Annotated in this window: 17 protein-coding genes; 7 read left to right on the top strand and 10 right to left on the bottom strand. The window is 63.3% G+C overall.

Annotated elements, in window-relative coordinates; translation table 11 throughout:
* The first annotated feature begins 100 nt into the window (after nucleotides 1-100).
* Genes AB4Z38_RS13180 through AB4Z38_RS13170 form a run of 3 tightly spaced genes read left to right on the top strand, consistent with a single transcriptional unit; the run spans nucleotide 101 to nucleotide 2,251 of the window.
* Nucleotides 101-250 carry a hypothetical protein gene (locus AB4Z38_RS13180; protein ID WP_441430129.1) on the top strand — a complete coding sequence of 50 codons (150 nt, stop codon included), beginning with the start codon at nucleotides 101-103 and terminating at the stop codon, nucleotides 248-250.
* A gap of 29 nt (nucleotides 251-279) precedes the next feature.
* Nucleotides 280-993: a DNA alkylation repair protein gene (locus AB4Z38_RS13175; protein ID WP_441430128.1), complete on the top strand. Its 714-nt coding sequence runs from the start codon at nucleotides 280-282 to the stop codon at nucleotides 991-993.
* Between the two features lie 28 nt (nucleotides 994-1,021).
* The gene (locus AB4Z38_RS13170; protein ID WP_441430127.1) at nucleotides 1,022-2,251 is read left to right on the top strand and encodes a macrolide family glycosyltransferase; all 1,230 of its coding nucleotides are present in this window, start codon (nucleotides 1,022-1,024) and stop codon (nucleotides 2,249-2,251) included.
* Nucleotides 2,252-2,340: 89 nt separating this feature from the next.
* Here AB4Z38_RS13170 and AB4Z38_RS13165 read toward each other — a convergent pair whose 3' ends face one another.
* Nucleotides 2,341-2,817, bottom strand: coding sequence for a MarR family transcriptional regulator (locus AB4Z38_RS13165; RefSeq protein WP_441430126.1), 477 nt, complete (start codon nucleotides 2,815-2,817; stop codon nucleotides 2,341-2,343).
* 107 nt (nucleotides 2,818-2,924) lie between these two features.
* Between AB4Z38_RS13165 and AB4Z38_RS13160 the strand changes: the two genes are divergently transcribed.
* Nucleotides 2,925-4,148 (top strand): FAD-dependent oxidoreductase, encoded by a 1,224-nt coding sequence (locus AB4Z38_RS13160; RefSeq protein WP_441430125.1) that lies wholly within the window; start codon nucleotides 2,925-2,927, stop codon nucleotides 4,146-4,148.
* Nucleotides 4,149-4,186: 38 nt separating this feature from the next.
* Here the strand turns inward: AB4Z38_RS13160 and AB4Z38_RS13155 are convergent, their stop codons facing one another.
* From AB4Z38_RS13155 to AB4Z38_RS13120, 8 genes are all read right to left on the bottom strand, one after another.
* Nucleotides 4,187-4,960, bottom strand: a complete 774-nt coding sequence (locus tag AB4Z38_RS13155) for a hypothetical protein (RefSeq protein ID WP_441430124.1) — start codon at nucleotides 4,958-4,960, stop codon at nucleotides 4,187-4,189.
* Between the two features lie 275 nt (nucleotides 4,961-5,235).
* On the bottom strand, nucleotides 5,236-7,626 hold the full coding sequence (locus AB4Z38_RS13150; RefSeq protein ID WP_441430123.1) for a glycoside hydrolase family 65 protein: 2,391 nt from the start codon (nucleotides 7,624-7,626) through the stop codon (nucleotides 5,236-5,238).
* A 40-nt stretch (nucleotides 7,627-7,666) separates the two neighbouring features.
* On the bottom strand, nucleotides 7,667-8,404 hold the full coding sequence (locus AB4Z38_RS13145; protein ID WP_441430122.1) for an HAD family hydrolase: 738 nt from the start codon (nucleotides 8,402-8,404) through the stop codon (nucleotides 7,667-7,669).
* Between the two features lie 17 nt (nucleotides 8,405-8,421).
* Nucleotides 8,422-9,432 (bottom strand): LacI family DNA-binding transcriptional regulator, encoded by a 1,011-nt coding sequence (locus AB4Z38_RS13140; RefSeq protein WP_441430121.1) that lies wholly within the window; start codon nucleotides 9,430-9,432, stop codon nucleotides 8,422-8,424.
* Nucleotides 9,433-9,586: 154 nt separating this feature from the next.
* Entirely contained in the window at nucleotides 9,587-10,204 is a 618-nt protein-coding gene (locus AB4Z38_RS13135) for an alpha/beta hydrolase (RefSeq protein ID WP_441430120.1), read from the bottom strand.
* A gap of 79 nt (nucleotides 10,205-10,283) precedes the next feature.
* The gene (locus AB4Z38_RS13130; RefSeq protein WP_441430119.1) at nucleotides 10,284-10,862 is read right to left on the bottom strand and encodes an NAD(P)H-dependent oxidoreductase; all 579 of its coding nucleotides are present in this window, start codon (nucleotides 10,860-10,862) and stop codon (nucleotides 10,284-10,286) included.
* 16 nt (nucleotides 10,863-10,878) lie between these two features.
* On the bottom strand, nucleotides 10,879-11,181 hold the full coding sequence (locus AB4Z38_RS13125; RefSeq protein ID WP_441430118.1) for a tautomerase family protein: 303 nt from the start codon (nucleotides 11,179-11,181) through the stop codon (nucleotides 10,879-10,881).
* Between the two features lie 151 nt (nucleotides 11,182-11,332).
* Entirely contained in the window at nucleotides 11,333-12,292 is a 960-nt protein-coding gene (locus tag AB4Z38_RS13120) for a GlxA family transcriptional regulator (protein ID WP_441430117.1), read from the bottom strand.
* A gap of 240 nt (nucleotides 12,293-12,532) precedes the next feature.
* Between AB4Z38_RS13120 and AB4Z38_RS13115 the strand changes: the two genes are divergently transcribed.
* Nucleotides 12,533-12,964 carry an SRPBCC domain-containing protein gene (locus AB4Z38_RS13115; RefSeq protein WP_441430116.1) on the top strand — a complete coding sequence of 144 codons (432 nt, stop codon included), beginning with the start codon at nucleotides 12,533-12,535 and terminating at the stop codon, nucleotides 12,962-12,964.
* 158 nt (nucleotides 12,965-13,122) lie between these two features.
* On the opposite strand, the gene AB4Z38_RS13110 is transcribed toward AB4Z38_RS13115, so the two are convergent.
* Nucleotides 13,123-13,371 (bottom strand): hypothetical protein, encoded by a 249-nt coding sequence (locus AB4Z38_RS13110; protein ID WP_441430115.1) that lies wholly within the window; start codon nucleotides 13,369-13,371, stop codon nucleotides 13,123-13,125.
* A gap of 999 nt (nucleotides 13,372-14,370) precedes the next feature.
* Between AB4Z38_RS13110 and AB4Z38_RS13105 the strand changes: the two genes are divergently transcribed.
* Nucleotides 14,371-15,183, top strand: coding sequence for a DeoR/GlpR family DNA-binding transcription regulator (locus tag AB4Z38_RS13105; protein WP_441430114.1), 813 nt, complete (start codon nucleotides 14,371-14,373; stop codon nucleotides 15,181-15,183).
* Nucleotides 15,180-16,178: a 1-phosphofructokinase family hexose kinase gene (locus AB4Z38_RS13100; protein ID WP_441430113.1), complete on the top strand. Its 999-nt coding sequence runs from the start codon at nucleotides 15,180-15,182 to the stop codon at nucleotides 16,176-16,178. Before AB4Z38_RS13105 ends, AB4Z38_RS13100 begins: the two co-directional genes overlap by 4 nt.
* Nucleotides 16,179-16,188 lie beyond the last annotated feature (10 nt).

Raw genomic sequence — 16,188 nt, 5'->3', positions numbered from 1 at the left:
TCGGTAGTTCCTTGCCTAGCCTAGGCCACACGCCCCCTCTCCGGCGTAGACTTTAAGGCGTTCGCGGGAACAGTCCAACGAAGGACAGGAAGTATCCGGAATGAGCAAAACAGCAGATCCCAACGACGTCCGCCATCACAGTGACGCCCCTGCCGAAGGGGAAACGGAGGGCTGGGTGCCCCACGATACCGGCCTTCATAGCCAGGAACCTGCCGAAGGGCCGGATACCGACGACGCCCCCGCACAGTAGCGCTCGGCCTGCGAAATCCGAGGCCTGAAGTGGCTTCGCACGGGGTACTCGTCCCTCCGGGGGATACCCAACCGGGGCAATTGTTGGCGCGCGTCCTCGACGAACTGCGCGCTTTGGAGAAGCACGACGCCGCGAGCTTCCGCACCGTCCGCCGCAGGGTTTCCGCGGAAATCGCCACGATGGACGCCGCCGTCGTCTTCAATCTCGCCGAAGGGCTTGTACAGGCTGGCTTTGACTGGGAGGGCTGGGAATTCATCAATGCCCATCGGGCGGCTTTCGCTGAACTCACGCCGGCCCGGCTTGAGCACCTGGGAGAAGGCATCGCTGCTTGGGGCCAGGCCGATGCCTTCGCCACCGTCTTGGTGGGACCCGCGTGGCGCGAAGGGCTCATCTCTGATGCCGATGTCGACCGCTGGGCGCGGAGCCCGGACCATTGGTGGCGGCGCATAGCGCTTGTCTCCACCACTGTGCTCAACACCAGGTCGCGGTGGGGAACCGGCGATACGCAACGCACGCTCGCCGTCGTCGGCATCTTGATCAATGATCGCGACGACAGCGTTGTTAAGGCAGTCAGCTGGGCGTTGCGGTCCTTGGTGCCGTGGGATCCGCGCGCCGTCCGAACCTTCCTTGAAATGCATGAGACTGAGCTTGCCGCCCGGGTGAAGCGCGAGGTGCGGACCAAGTTGGAGACCGGGCTGAAATCGCGGCGGCGCAGCGTTCACAGCACCGACCTTTCTCAATGAGGCCTCCACGGTTCTTGGGACTGGCGCTATGCACATAGCCTTCATCTGTTTGCCTGCGGCGGGCCATGTGAACCCGACCTTGCCAGTGGTCGCCGAACTGGTTCGCCGGGGGCACCGGGTCACGTATGCGACGTCGGCGAAGTACTCGAAGGCGGTCGAATCTGCCGGCGCCGCATTCTTCCCCAGTGGAGAGGATCTGGCGGCATTCCTCCCCCCGCGCGAGCGTTCCGCTGATGGCGGTCCTGCGCCGGCACCGATGGCGGGGATGTTCGCCGGAATGCCATCGGGAATGATGTCCGGACTTCTTGAGCGGATTCTCAAGGGCGCGAGAGAGGAATTCCCGGCCCTGCTGGCCCGGCTGGCCGAGGACATGCCGGACGGGGTGTGCTACGACGCCATGACGCTCTCCGGGAAGATGGCTGCCGCGAAGCTGGCCTTGCCCGATATTGCGTTGCTTCCGAGCTATGCCACCAACGAACATTTCTCGATGCGGGATCTCATGCCGGGCCCGCCGCCGCCAGGCATGGTCGAGGTCTGGAAACAGGCCAGTCAAAGGATCAATGAATTCGCTGCGGAGCATGGCGTGGGTCATCTGCAATTCATGGGAGGCCCTCCTGCGTCGCTGAACATCTCCTTCATCCCGAGGGAATTCCAGCCCTCGGGAGAGACATTCGATGCCAGGTTCCACTTCGTAGGCCCCTGCCTTGGCCTGCGGGGAAACGAGGAGGCCTGGCAGCCGCGCGCGAAGGACAGGCCGCTGTTGTTCGTCTCGCTTGGCACCACACCGTTGAATGACCGGCCGGATTTCTTCAGGATGTGCCTGGAAGGATTTGCGGGCACCCGCTGGCAAGTCGCCATGGCAATCGGAGAGCGCGTCGAGGAGTCGGAGCTCGGGGACATCCCGGAAAACTTTGAGGTACGGCCCTTCTTTCCGCAGCTGGAAGTCCTACCCCACGCCGATGCTTTCCTCTCCCATACCGGGATGAATTCGACCATGGAGGCGCTCTATTTCGGGGTGCCGTTAGTGGCTTTCCCGCTGCAGCCCGAACAGGGAGCCAATGCACGCCGGGTGGAGGACCTGGGACTCGGGCGGCGGCTCCCCCTGGAGGCGCTCTCCCCCGAGCTGATCCGGGAAACTGTCATTGAAGTCAGCGCCGACCAGGCGATCAAGGGCAACCTCGAGGCAATGAGCGCGCGCGTCCGCGGCGCCGGCGGAGCCCCCGCAGCCGCCGACGCCATCGAGGGGTTCCTTCGCTAGGAATCCGTTGCTCCGTAACTGCCGTTCTGATGGCTCAAAACGGCGGTTACTCAGCACTGGATGGGGAATCACGCGCTTTCCCTCCGGGCTCAGGCACCCAGTCGCCCCGCCGCGTCCTGCTGGATCCGGGCGGCTTTGGACGAATAGTCCGCGATGACGCGGAGTTCTTCGTCGCTGTAGCCCTCCAACAGGCTCGCCAGCCCGGCCATGAAATCCACGAAATGGGGCATTGCGGCAGTAACCTGGTCCCCCACGAGCTCGATCAGGACCTTCCGCTTGTCCTCTTCGTGCCGGATCCTGCGCGCCACACCCTTGCTCTCGAGCCGTTGCATCAGTCCCGTGACCGAGGCGGGAGCCAGCCCGGAATGTTCGCCGAATTCCCCCGCCGTCATGGGTCCGAAGCGCAGCAGAATGTCGATCGCCTTGCCCTCCGTCGCAGACAGTCCGCGCAGCTCGGACAGCTTTGTGTGGAACATGATCGCCGCCGTCGAAAGCTCCCGTCCCGAGGCAAAAACCGCCTCGAGCAATTCTTGGCGCTGCGCACTGACGGCCGGTTGGTTCTTCATCCTCCGAGGCTAGCAAATTATTTCGCCTCACCGAAAGGATTGACCACACCACATTGGAGCAATATATTTCTTTTAACCGAACGAAATATATTCCAAAGGACTCCGCCATGTTGAATTGCCTTGTCATCGGATCCGGGATCGCCGGACTCGCCACAGCCATCTCCCTGCAGAAAGCCGGCCATAACGCCACCGTCTTCGAGGCCTACAGTGGGCCCTCGGACGGCGTCGGCGGCTTCCTCACTGTGGCCGTCAATGGCTTCGATGCCCTCGAAACCCTCGAGCTCAAGGAGGCAGCCGCCAGTCTGGGCTTCAGCACCCCACAGATGTCCATGTATCTGGGTAGTACTGGAAAACACCTCATCGACTTTGACTACGGCGGTTCCCTCCCTGACGGCACCACCGCCCGCACCATGACGCGTTCCGAGCTGCACGGCATGTTCCGCGAGGCGGCAAGCCACCGCGGGATCCGCATCGAGTATGGCAAGCGGCTCGCCACGGTGAAGGAAGCGCCCGACGGCGTCACGGCCGTTTTCGCGGACGGCACCTCCGCGCACGGAGACCTGGTGGTGGGTGCCGATGGGCTCCGCTCGGCCGTTCGGCCCCTGGTTGACCCCTCATCCCCGGCACCCCGCAATATCCCCCTGCTCAATACCGGCGGGATCGTCGAGGCCGGGTTGCTCCCGGCCGGGCTGCTGGACGTCGAACCGGGACGAATGAAGATGGTCTTCGGCAAGCGCTGCTTCTATTGCTACATGCAGGATCCGGAGGGCAGAATCTGGTGGTTTGCCAACCCGCTGCAGCGGTCGTCTGAGGATCCGGCCGCGCTGGATCACCGGGCCCGCAAGTCCTGGCTGACGCAGCTCGTGGCCGGGGACCGCACGCCGATGGCCGAGATCATCACCGCGACTGACGGCATCATCCGGCCCTACAGCACCTCCGATTTTCCGAGCATACCCAGCTGGCACCGGGACAGGCTCGTGCTGGTGGGAGACGCCGCCCATGCCGCTTCGCCATCTTCCGGGCAAGGCGCCTCCATGGCGATCGAAGACGCCATCGCGCTGGGCCGATCGCTCCGGGGCATCTCGCCCGGCGACATCCCCGGCGCCCTGTCCCTCTACGAGAAACAACGCCGAACACGAGCCGAATCAGTAGTCGAATGGGGCCGCCGGAACGCCGCCCCGAAGATCCGAGGCCAGTTCAAGCGCGTCTTCGAAGACCTCATCCTCAAGGCCGTCTTCCGCTCACTCGCCCGGAAGACGGCCGACAACTTCGACTGGCTCTATCGCCACCACATCGACTGGGATAGCTCGGATACGGTGCCGGCGCGCTGAACACGACCTGCTGAACATGCCACTCCGCCAGCTGGAAATCAGCCGTTGGGATAGGCCTGTGCGATCAGTTTCCCGCGGAGCACAGCCATCTGGGCGTACATGTCGTGCACCAGATAGAGATCACGACGCCGGGTCCACGGCTGTCCCGACTGCGGATCATAGGTGCCGGGCATGTCGATTCCTTGGGGAGCGAAAGCGTCCATCCCGCGGTCTTGGGTGGTCTGGACACAGCGCTTGATATGGTCCCGGAATCCAACAATGCCGGCGATCCCCGCAGGCTGAGAGGCGCGGCGCTCCTTGACCTGGGCTGCGACGCCGTCCGTGCTCAGATACACAATGGTGCCTTCCGCCGAAATGACCGGTTCAATCGAAGTCACCCCGCTCATGTGGTACTTGGACTCGAGGAACCTGGCGATTTCCCATTGGGCAAAGACGGGAACATTGCGCCTTGCCCGCAGCTTCGCAACCGTGTCCGCGAGGGCTTCGTTCACCGGGCCAGGCTCGTAGAGCACGCGGCTGGGATCTCCGCCTCCTGCCAGTGGTCGGTTGCCGAAACCATAGGCAATGATGAAATCAATGCTCTCGACCGGCTTGGTTGGCGGATGCCAGTTGAATCCGATGTCTTCAATGTGGGGCTCCACGACGGCGGCGGTGGCACGGTCGTCCAGTTCCCCTTCCAAAGCGTCCAACATGGTGCGTGTGAGCTTGGCATCCTTTCCCCGCCCGGAAGAGTCCGCGAGGGCCGGAGTGGTGGTGAGCAGCGGTGCCGCCGCGGTCAGCAAGGCAGCGGAGGCGAATGTCCGTCGATCCATGGGTTGAGTCCTTTTCCAGAGAGGTCTCCGGAGACCGTATCGGCGTCCCATGAATCAGGAATGAACCGTTCCCGAATAACGCCGAAACCGCAACTCCCCACCGACGAGGGCCCCGGCCCGCGCTTGCGAAGGCTGGGAGCCGGTGGGTGGGCCCACGCCGGCGAGGGCCCCGGCCCGCGCTTGCGAAGGCTGGGAGCCGGTGGGTGGGCCCACGCCGGCGAGGGCCCCGGCCTGAGCTTGCGAAGGCTGGGAGCCGGTGGGGAGCAATCGATCGCTCAGACCCGAGCGCTTCCGATCACCGGGAGTCCCGCCGTCGGGAAGAGGCTCGGGAAGACCGACGGTGCGGGGACCGGCACTTCGTCGAGCGGCACGGCGACAGTCTCGACGCGGACGACGACCCGCTGCCCACGCACGCTGACCTCCAAAGGTTCGGCACCGGCGTCGGGGGCCGAACCTGGAGCACCTGCATCCGGAACCAGCGCAAGGCTGATGGACCCCGGGCGCAGATCGACGGACAAGAGCCGCCCGCGGATCTTGAGCCGGAAGGACAGGCTGTCCCACTCGGCCGGTAGCCGCGGATCGAAGTGCGGGACCTGGCCCTGGTCCCGCATGCCCGCGAAACCGCACACCAAGGAACTCCAGATGCCGCCGGTGGACGCGATGTGCACGCCGTCGACCGTGTTGTGGTGCGTGTTGTCCAGGTCGATGAACAAGGCCTCGGTGAAGTGCTTGAGCGCGACGTCGGAATAGCCCACCTCGGCCGCCATGATGCCCTGCACGCAGGCGGACAAGGTGGAGTCGCCGGTGGTGATGGGATCGTAGAAGTCGAACGCGCGCTGCTTTTCCTCGGCCGTGAAGTCCTGCCACTGCAGGAACATCGCCAGCACCGTGTCCGCCTGCTTGAGGACCTGGTGCCGGTAGATCACCAGCGGGTGGAAGTTGAGCAGCAGGGGATACTTGGACCGCGGCGTGGACCAGTCCCACGGCTCCAGGGTCATGAAGTCGTTGTCCTGGCTGTAGATCTCCATGTGCGGATCGTAGGGAAGGGACATGCGCGCAGCGGCCTGTTGCCATACCATCCGCTCGGTTTCCGGGACGTCCGGGTGTTCCAGTGCCGCGGCGGCCCGCAGGTTAAAGCGGGCCATGACGTTGGTGTAGAGATTGTCGTTGACCACGGCCGTGTATTCATCCGGGCCGGTGACGCCGTGGATGTGGAACAAGCCGTCCTTGCCGAAGAATCCGAGCGAAGCCCACATGCGCGCCGTTTCGATCAACAGATCGGCGCCCACTTCCGTGCGGAAGCTGGCGTCGCCGCTAGCCCACTGGTAGCGGTTCGCAGCGAAGGAGATCGCGGCGGCGATGTGGAACTGCGCGGTGCCGGCAGCGTAGTACGCGCTGGCCTCGTGCCCGTTGATGGTGCGCCACGGGAACAGCGCACCGTCCACGCTCAGTTCCTTGGCCCGGATCCGGGCATCGGGAAGCATGGCGTGGCGGGATTCCAGCACCTGGCGGGCGGCGGCCGGGTTGGTGTACGTCAGGTACGGCAGCAGGTATACCTCCTGGTCCCAGAAATAGTGGCCCTCATAGCCCGAGCCGCTGACGCCCTTGGCCGGGATGCCCGCGACGCCGGCACGCGCGGTGGCCTGGGCGAGCTGGAACAGGCTCCAGCGCACGGCCTGCTGCTGTTCGGGTTGGCCACCAATGGTGATGTCCGCTGTGGACCAGTAATCACGGTAGTGGGCCGCGCCTTCGGCCAGGAGCGCGTCGAACGGCACGAGTCCCAACTCGGCGTCCGACGCTAGGATCTCGCCGGGCTCTGCTGCGCTTGCGTCGGCACTGTTCACGACGTAGCTGACGGTCTTCTCCAAGCGGAACGTCTCGCCCTCATTCACGGCCATGACGTAGCGCACCGTGGACTCGTCCTCCCCCACCACGGTTTCGAAAGGCTGGCCTTCCGCGGAGATCCAATGGTCCACGGCCATGCCGATGCGCTGCCGGGATTCGGCGGTTTCCCAGGCCATGCGCAGGGATCCGTCGGAGCCCTGGAGGTGGAGCGGGAGCAACACCCGGCCGGCGTGGCGGCCGGAGCGGCGGGGGTCGTGGGCCGAGTGGTCCTCCACAGGCTGGTCCTGCCGATTGATCACCAAGGACGTGACGTCAGCAGAAACCTGGCGGTCTGCGGTGAGGCTCAGCTCGATGCCAAGGGAACCCCTGGATTCGATTCCGACGGCGCGGCGCTCCAGCGTGGTGACGGTGGCGCCAGAACGGCACTCCCACGTGATAGCGCACTCGTACGCGCCTGTGGCGAAGTCGATGCTGCGGCGGTAGTTCTGCACCGTTGACTCGGCGAGGCTCAGTTGTTCGCCGTCGATGACAACGTTGAAGTTGTTGGCATCCGGGACGTAGACGATCCTCTGTCCTATGCGGGCAAAACCGTACGCGTTCTCGGCGTGCTTGATGTCCCACGTTTCGTGGAAACCGTTGATGAACGTGCCGGGAAGCTCGGCGTCCGCTCCCGCCCAATGGGCGCCGCGGATGCCCAGGTGGCCGTTGCCGAGGCTGAAGAGGGTTTCGAGCGGACCGGCGTCACCGGGAACGTGGATGCTCTCCACGAGCTTCCACGGTTCGCAGGGGAATCGTAGCCGGTCGGAGCTGATGAGTGCCATGGACTGTTGGGTTCCTTCTGTTTCTGGTGAAACGGCTTGACTAGAGGAGATCGTCGAGGTCGTCGACCACGAACGTCGCGCCGGCGTCGAGCAGGGTCTGGTGGCCGGCGCCCCGGTCCACCCCGATCACCGCGCGGAAGTTCCCTGCGCTGCCGGCCTGCACACCGGACACTGCGTCCTCGACGACGACGCAGCCTGCGGCAGGAACGTCCAGCAGCTCGGCCGCGTAACGGAACGTTGCGGGATCCGGCTTGCCGGGGAGCCCGACGGCGGCCGCCACCTGGCCGTCGACCACCACCGCGAAGTAGCCATCCAGTCCGGCCGCCTTCAACACGGCGGGCGCGTTGCGCGATGAGGATACGACGGCGAGCTTGAGTCCCAGCTCCAAGGCTGCGTGGATGAACCGGACAGAGCCCGCGTAAGGCTCGACGCCGCGCGAATCCACTATCTCGTTGAAGATCCGGTTCTTGCGGTTGCCCAGGCCCTGCACGCTCGTGTTGGCGGGATCGTCGTCTGTAGGTCCTTCCGGCAATGTGATTCCACGGGAGGTGAGGAAATCCCTTACGCCATCGAAGCGCGGCTTGCCGTCGATGTGGTCAAAGTAGTCGCTCTCCTGGTAGCCGTCCGGATGGCCGGTTTCCGCCAGGTAGCCGTCGAAGAGTTCCTGCCAGGCCTGCTCATGCACGACGGCGGTCGGCGTCAGCACGCCGTCGAGGTCGAAAAGGAGGGCAGTAGCGCCCGTCCAGGCGGTCTTCTGGGTTGCTCGGGTATCAGTCATGGTGTGGAGTGGTCCGTTCAGCGCTGGCGGCGCGTGGTTTTGCGTTCAATGAGTTTCGTGTCAAGGAAGTGGTTGGAGGGTTCGCTGGGGGCGTCGGTGTTCTGAAGCCGGTCCACCAGCAGATTGGCGGCGAAGGCACCTTGGTCCGCCACTGGCTGCGCCACTGTACTTAGGCCAAGGAACCAGCTCATGGGGTGGTCGTCGATTCCAATCACGGAGACATTCTTCGGTGCGGACAGTCCATGCTCGCGCATGGCCATCAAGGCTCCGAAAGCCGCCTCGTCGCAGTCCGCAAAGACTGCCGTTGGAAGGCTTCGGTGGGCAATGAGTTCATTCATGGCCTTGCGTCCGCCGTCGATCGTGGAATCCGAGTTGATGACTAAGTCCGGATGAACGGTCAGGTGATGGTCTTTCAACGCGCGGCCGAATCCCTTGAGCCTGTCGCTGGACGTCAGCACCGAGTTCTCCTGGGTTTCGCGGCCGGAAAGTACCGCCAGATCCCAATGACCCAGCCCCAAAAGGTGCGAGGTGGCCTGCCAAGCCGCGAGTTCGTCGTCGATCCCTACGTTGTCCCACGGTACGGAAGTCATCCCCACGCTCGCAACTGCGAGGCCGGACGCGGCCAGGAGGGCAACCTCGGATTCGCTCAAATCCACGTTGAGGAGCAGCACGCCGTCCACGCGTTGGGAGAGCCCAAGGAGATCGCCGAAGATCTTCCGCTTGACGCTCGACTTGCCGCGCAGGCTGATCAGGACGGTGTCGAAGCCGCTGTCTCCGAACACTTCCTCGGCCGCCTCGACGGCCTGGGCGAAGAACCAGGCGGTGGCGGTGGGAGCAATGATGGCGATGGAACCGGTATTTCCCCCGGCCAGGCGGGCTGCCGCGGAGGATGCCTTGTAGCCGAGCTTGGCAGCGGCGTCGGCCACTTTGGCTTGCGCTTTTTCGGACACGTTCGGCAGGTTCCGCAGAGCGCGTGAAACGGTGCAGATGGACAAGCCTGAGAGGACGGCAACGTCCTGGATTGTCACGCGGTGAGCCTTAACCATTCAACACGGCCTCAACCCTTTCATCTTCTGGATTTAGCGGCACATCCTTGCACCGCCGAAGAAGAGTGTAAGCGCTTACAATTTTGGCAATCAAGAGTTGTTTTCCAGCAGCACTGAATGTGACGCGGACCTCACCTCAACGGAGGACGTAATACCTCAGGAACGCGCTGACATCAGTCATTTCCGGGGCCTCGATCCGATGCCCCATCCCAGGGTAGGTTCGCGCGGTGAGAGCGGTGTTTTTGTCGAGCCATTCCGCCGTGTGCTCAATGGCATCGCTGAAGATCACGGGATCGGCCTTGTCCCTGCCCCAGAAGAACGGCGGTGGCGAGTCGAAGGATTCGCTGAGTGCCAGAAGGTCGTTTTCCAGCACGAATCCGGAGAGGCCCACGGTCGCTTTGAAGCCTTCCGGACGAAGCCGCAGAAGCGTACTGGCCATGGCCATGCCTTGGGAATAGCCCAGGAGGCTCACGCTGCTGTGGTTGCGCTTGACCGAGTCAATCCAGGCGAAAACCTTGTTGGTCGCGGTGATGACGTCGGCAAAGTCGTTGGCGAGGAAGTAGTCCAGCAGGAACCAGCCGTAGTGGTCGCCGATCGGCATAGGCCCTCGGAGCGCGGCGCAGGTGAATTCTTTGGGGAGCTGGGGAAAGAGATTGACCATTCGTTGCTCGTCCGTACCGTATCCGTGCATCATCACGAGGAGCGGCGTCCCTGCGCGCTCATTTTCCGGCTTGGACCAGACGACTGTTTCCATGGGAAGAGCCTATGCGCCCCCAAGGGCGTCCACATCGTGTGGTGGACGCCCTCGTTGATCCCCTCAGCGCCACGACACCCTAGGAATTGACCGATTCGAAGCGGCGTAGTTTTTCCAAAGGCCGGTGCTCCTCGCGCACATCCATGAGCAGCTCGTGAAAGCTGCTTCGAAGCTGCCGAACGCCTGCGTCATCCAACTCCCGGACTCCGTGGATGACCAGCGGTTCCTGCCAGGCCATGCCGAGTCGTCGCGCTGTTGCTTTTAGCGGCACAAGCATTGCGTCGTACTCCCAGCCGTGGAGGCCGTCGGGGCCGTAGCCTTCGAAGGCGCCGCCCGTAGTTGTAACAATGCGGAGCGTCTTACCGGCCAGCGCTCCGGGAGTGCCGGTCCCGTAGGCCCAACCCCGGGTTAGGACCTCGTCCAGCCAGCCTTTGAGAATTGAAGGCATGGCGTACCAATATGTGGGGTATTGCAGCAGGATGTGGTCTGCCCCCGCGATGGCTTCCTGTTCGGCCTGGATATCAATGGAGTCCGTCCTATACAGCTCGGAAAGGACGCGGGTGTGAACATCATTAATGGACCTTGCCTCCTCGAGTAATGCGGCGTTAATGCGCGAACTGCTGAGGTCCGGGTGGCCGACGATAAGCACTGTCTTCATGCTGTGGTCCAACGAATCACTTCTCCAGAACGGGTGATTTCTCGGCCAGTTCCGATCGGGTAACCGGGTGCCCGTCGATGGACTCGTAGAGGCTCTTGGAGCGGGCAAGTCCGTCCATCAGGCTTGCCGGTCCCCTGAACGGCAGGCCGCCGATGTGCCAGCCGTCTGTGTGCAGTTCCTCAATGAGGACCCACACCACCTCGCGGAAAGCTTCAGATCCTTCAAACTTCACCATGACGTCAGTCAGGGCTGCCGCCATCCGGTGCTTTTCATCTTCCGTGAAGACGCCGTCGACGAGCTTGACATTTACGAACGGCATTGCGTTCTCCTCTTTGTAGGTGCTCCGGATTGCCGGGATATACCAAGCTTTGACCACGGCCGACGTCGGCGGACCCGCGAATGCCGTCAAGCACCCCACAGATAGCGTCAGGGTCTGTCGGAAGCAGGCTGTGGTGAGGACCCAAGAACCATCAGGGCTGCGACAGGAGGCGTTCCAGATACAGCGAGGGGCTCATTCCGATCTTCTGCGTAAAGACCCGCCTCATCGTCTCAGCACTTCCAAATCCGCTTGCGGCTGCCGCTGCGGCGACAGTGGTTCCTCTTTGGAGCATTGCCTGAGCCGCTTCGATCCGCACCATTTCGACGTATCGACCAGGAGTGGTGTTGGTTCCCTCTTGAAATAGCCGTGCAAGGCTACTGGCGCTGAGATTTGTCATGGCGGCCATGGCGTCAATCGAGTAATCTGCGCCGGGATCGGCGGTTATGCGGTCCAAGAGCTTTCTGAGGGCGTGGTCCCGGGGAACTCCCACCCGGACGGCGACCGAGCGCTGGGATTGACCCCCCGGCCGTTGATTGAAAATAATCATTTGACGGACGACGGCCCGGGCAACGTCGGGGCCGTAGTCTTCCTCAACTATGAACAAGGCCAGGTCCACCCCGGAACTGATGCCCGCGGAGGTGATGATCGAACCGTCCTGCACAAACAACGCATCTGGGACGACACGAACGAGCGGATATGACCTCCTGAACCGTTCGACTTGGGTCCAATGAGTGGTCGCGTTCCGGTAGTTCAGCAAGCCCCCGTGCGCCAGGAGAAATGCACCGGTGCAGACGGAAGCGATCCGGCCGGCATCATTCGTTAGATGGGAAACCGCCTCGACAAGTTCCTGCTCGAAAGGCCGGGCCACCATCCCATATGCACCCGGAACGATTACCGTGTCCAAGGCGCCCGTATGTCCGGCCGCGGCCTCCGGGGTCAAATAGTGTCCATTGGAAGCGCGCTTGGCTTTGCCGTCGGTGGAAACCAAGACAGTGTCGTAACGGGCCCCAAAGGCATTTGCATGATGAAACACATCAGCGGGCCCGGCAACGTCGATCATTGTCACGTTGTCATGGATCAAGAACCCGATAGCCCGGCTTCGATCAGTCACTTCTCACCGTAATCTTCCAAAATGTGGTGCGCGGCTTTGATGCGCCGCTTGCGCATCAAAGCTGGGCCACTGTACGCCGGCGGACACTTGTTGTCTAGACTGCCAGCATCACCGACAGCAACAGCAGCGGCAAGACACCGTCGCACCGGCGGGAGCCCCCCTCTCCTTGGCCTCTCTGCCCCGGCGTAGACTCTCTTTCGCGAGCTTCGGGACGCCGACAACATGAAAAAGGAGACTGACATGGCGGGCAACTTCATCGCGAGTTCAACCATCACGATCCAGGCAAGCGCCGATCGCGTGTGGTCAGTGCTCACCGACCCCCAGGCCATCAAGGAGTTCATGTTCGGAACCGAGGTTGTCACCGACTGGACGGTCGGCGGACCCATTGCTTGGCGCGGCGTCTGGAAGGGCAAGGAGTACGAGGACAAAGGTGTCATCCTCGAATTCGAGCCCGGGAAGCGGCTGGTAAACACCCATTTCAGTCCACTTTCCGGCCAGGACGATGCCCCGGAGAACTACCACACGCTGACGTGGACTTTGGAGCCTGAAGACAGGATGACCAAGCTGACTTTGGCCCAGGACAACAACGCCAGTCCGGATGAAGCCGCGCACTCGAAGGGCATGTGGGACAGCCTCGTGGAGAGCGTCAAAAACATCGCGGAGCGGCGCTAGCAGAGTCACTTAAGGCTCGAAGTGCAAGACTGGCGTTTCCTTCGTCAAGGACTGCAGAAGGGATTCCGCAACATCCCTCAGTTTCTGGTTCCTGCCGCAATATTCAGGCCACAGCGAGTCCGTGGAAGTGTCAGAAACGAGTACAGACTTCCCGGTTCTCATCGCTTGCAGGCAAGGCCCGTCTCCGCCGTGAATACCGCAAGGTCTTCGAGGAAGCCGCTGACGTCTTCACTGTCGATGACCAAATCCTGGAGTTGGCCCACGACCGAGGCGTTCAGGCCCATTTCGTCCGTGGTTAAGTCTAGGAGCGGCAGGGCGGCGATGGAGGAAAGGGTGCGCCAATACAACGTCCACCACTTGGACAAACGCTCCGTCGGTCTTGCGCGCAGGGCGTACAGAGTGCACAATTCTTCTACAGTCCGTGCAGAACTCCGGACAAAGGCCGAGCCCTCGGCCTAATTTCGCTCAAGCAGCCGGGCGCCATGTCACTCAACGTGAAGGTGCTGCCTGATGAGTAAATGCCTGTTACCGGCGCGGGGCTAGGCGATGTCGACCATCTTCGAATCCGCGATTCCTCACGAACCACATCAGCCCGGTGCTTCCCCCCTTTGGTGTGCCTCTTGCGGAACAGACAAGCACCTGGTCATCGAATCCATCCGGGCCCGGACTCCAAGGTCTTCCCAACAGCTTGCCGTCTTCTACACGTGCACTTCTTGCGGGTTTTCCTACAGCCACGCAGCCAACGTCCAGCTGGCGGGGGCCATCCTGAATCGTCGGGGGATTCAGGATGGCCTCCTGGAGTTCGGAAGCCCAACTCCACACCAAGGTCGTGAGATGCAGGTGCGGCTTCGAGTTGGAAATACCTGCTTAGCCAACGACGTGCAGCATTACCCGAAGGAAGCACTATGAAGCTCGAAAGTGCACACCAGCGCCGACCCGAAGGCGACTCGCCGCAAGAGTCTGACCAAATGGAAAAACAAAGGAACAAGCATCGACAAGGCGCGGATCCTTCTCCGCAGCTCCGCTTGCCCGACCCTCCCGACCCGGACAACCTTCCCATCGAGTACCCCGGTCCGCGGGAAATCGAGTGGCCGTAGGGCACCTTCCGGTCCGGCGCTAGGGCAGCCAGCCTTTACTTGACCAACCCATCCAGGCTAGCCAGCCCTGCGTCGGACCGGTTATATCGTCGTGCCGGCCCGAGGCTGCGCCCGTCCGACGTCGAATCCAACGCTCCAGCCCTCAGAGCGCCCTCAGAGCGCGCGCCAACCACCCCTCGCCCAACCAAAATCTTTGTTTATGTTGTTTTCTGTTGACAGACCAACATGAACAAAGATAGAGTCAAGCAATTCCACATCATGTGATCACAGTCACTGATGTACCTACAGCTTGTACGCAATGGAGGGTATGTGTTCGCCGAGGAGCGCCAACAGCTGATCTCCGAGCTCGTCGCCGAGCGTGGACGGGTCAGCGTCACGGACCTCGCGGATCGGTTCAGCATCACCACGGAGACCGTCCGCCGTGACCTCGCTGCCCTCGAATCCGCTGGCAATCTTCGCCGCGTCCACGGCGGGGCAGTCCCGTCGGACCGCCTCAGCACCCGCGAGGAAAGCGTGGTTGAACGGGCCATCCAGCGCCAACCGGAAAAGCTCCGCATCGCCGAGGCTGCTCTTGCCCTCATCCCCGAGAACGCAGCCGGCAGCATCCTGATCGATGCCGGCTCCACCACCGAGGCCCTCGCCCGCTTGCTGGACCAGCGCACCGCCCAGCGCACGGCGTCCTCCAACGGGAACGCCCCGCATGAAGAACTCGTGGTTATCACTCACGCCATCCCCATCGCCGGACGACTCTCCGGCAACCCGCGCATCGCCCTCCAGATCCTGGGCGGCCGTGTCCGCGGGCTCACCCAGGCCGCCGTCGGGCAGTCGACGGTCGAGGCCGCTTCCCGGCTCCGCCCGGACATCGCCTTCGTCGGCGCCAACGGTATCCACGCCACGTTCGGGCTCAGCACCCCTGACCCCGAAGAAGCCGCCGTCAAGGCCGCCTTCGTCACGTCCGCACGGCGCGTCGTCGTCCTCGCGGATTCCTCCAAGCTGGACGCGGAAACCCTGGTCCAGTTCGCTGCCCTAAGAGATGTGGACACCGTGATTACTGACCACGAACCCTCTGAAGAACTCTCCGCCGCTTTGGCCGAGGCCGGCGTCGACGTGGTGATCGCATGATCGTCACCCTGACCGCCAACCCGAGCCTGGACCGCACCGTGGAGCTTCCAGCCCCCTTGGCCCGCGGCGAGGTGCAACGCGCCATCGCCGTCCACCAGCACTCCGGTGGCAAGGGCGTCAATGTCTCCCGGGCCCTGGTCGCCTCGGGCCTGGACACCGTCGCCGTCCTGCCGGGCGGGGATTCCGATCCCGTCCTCGCTGGACTGCTCGACGACGGCGTCCCCTACGCGGCGCTTCCCATCAGTGCGCCGCTGCGCAGCAACGTGACGCTCACCGAACCGGATGGCGTCACCACCAAGATCAACGAACCCGGCCCGGAGTTGAGCCTGGACGAGCAGGAAGCCCTGATCGGGCTGCTGCTGGACCGGTCCCGTGGCGCGAGCTGGGTGGTACTTGCCGGATCGCTCCCACCAGGAGTTCCGGCAGATTTCTACGCCACGGTCGCCCGCCGGCTCCGTTCGACGCACGACGATCCGGCAAATGGCGGACCGCCGCTTATCGCGATCGACTCCTCCGGCGCCCCGCTGGTTGCCGCCATCAGCGGCGATTTACTCGGCAACATCAGTGGCAAGCCCGATCTCTTGAAGCCCAACGCGGAAGAACTGGCCGAACTGGCCGCCGCAGCGGGCCTCACGGACGTCCACACGGCTGACGAACTGGAAGCGGACCCCGGCCTTGCCGCCAGGGCTGCCGCCGCCGTCGTCGGCAGCGGTGTGGGTGCAGTACTCGCAACACTTGGTTCCAAGGGCGCCGTCCTGGTAACCGCCGACGGCGCGTGGTTCGCCACGCATCCGCCGATCCAAGCCGTCAGCACAGTTGGTGCCGGCGATTCATCCCTTGCTGGCTATCTGCTGGCCGCCACCAACGGCGGAACCCCGCAGGACTGCCTCCGTCAGGCTGTGGCACACGGTGCCGCCGCTGCTTCGCTGCCGGGCTCCACTGTCCCGGCGGTACATCAAACAACTCCCGACGCCGTAACCATCACGGCCCTCTAGAAGGACTAAC

This window comes from Arthrobacter sp. 2RAF6 (assembly GCF_052115205.1).
Classification (GTDB): Bacteria; Actinomycetota; Actinomycetes; order Actinomycetales; family Micrococcaceae; genus Arthrobacter.
This window is presented reverse-complemented; position numbering and strand designations above follow the sequence as displayed.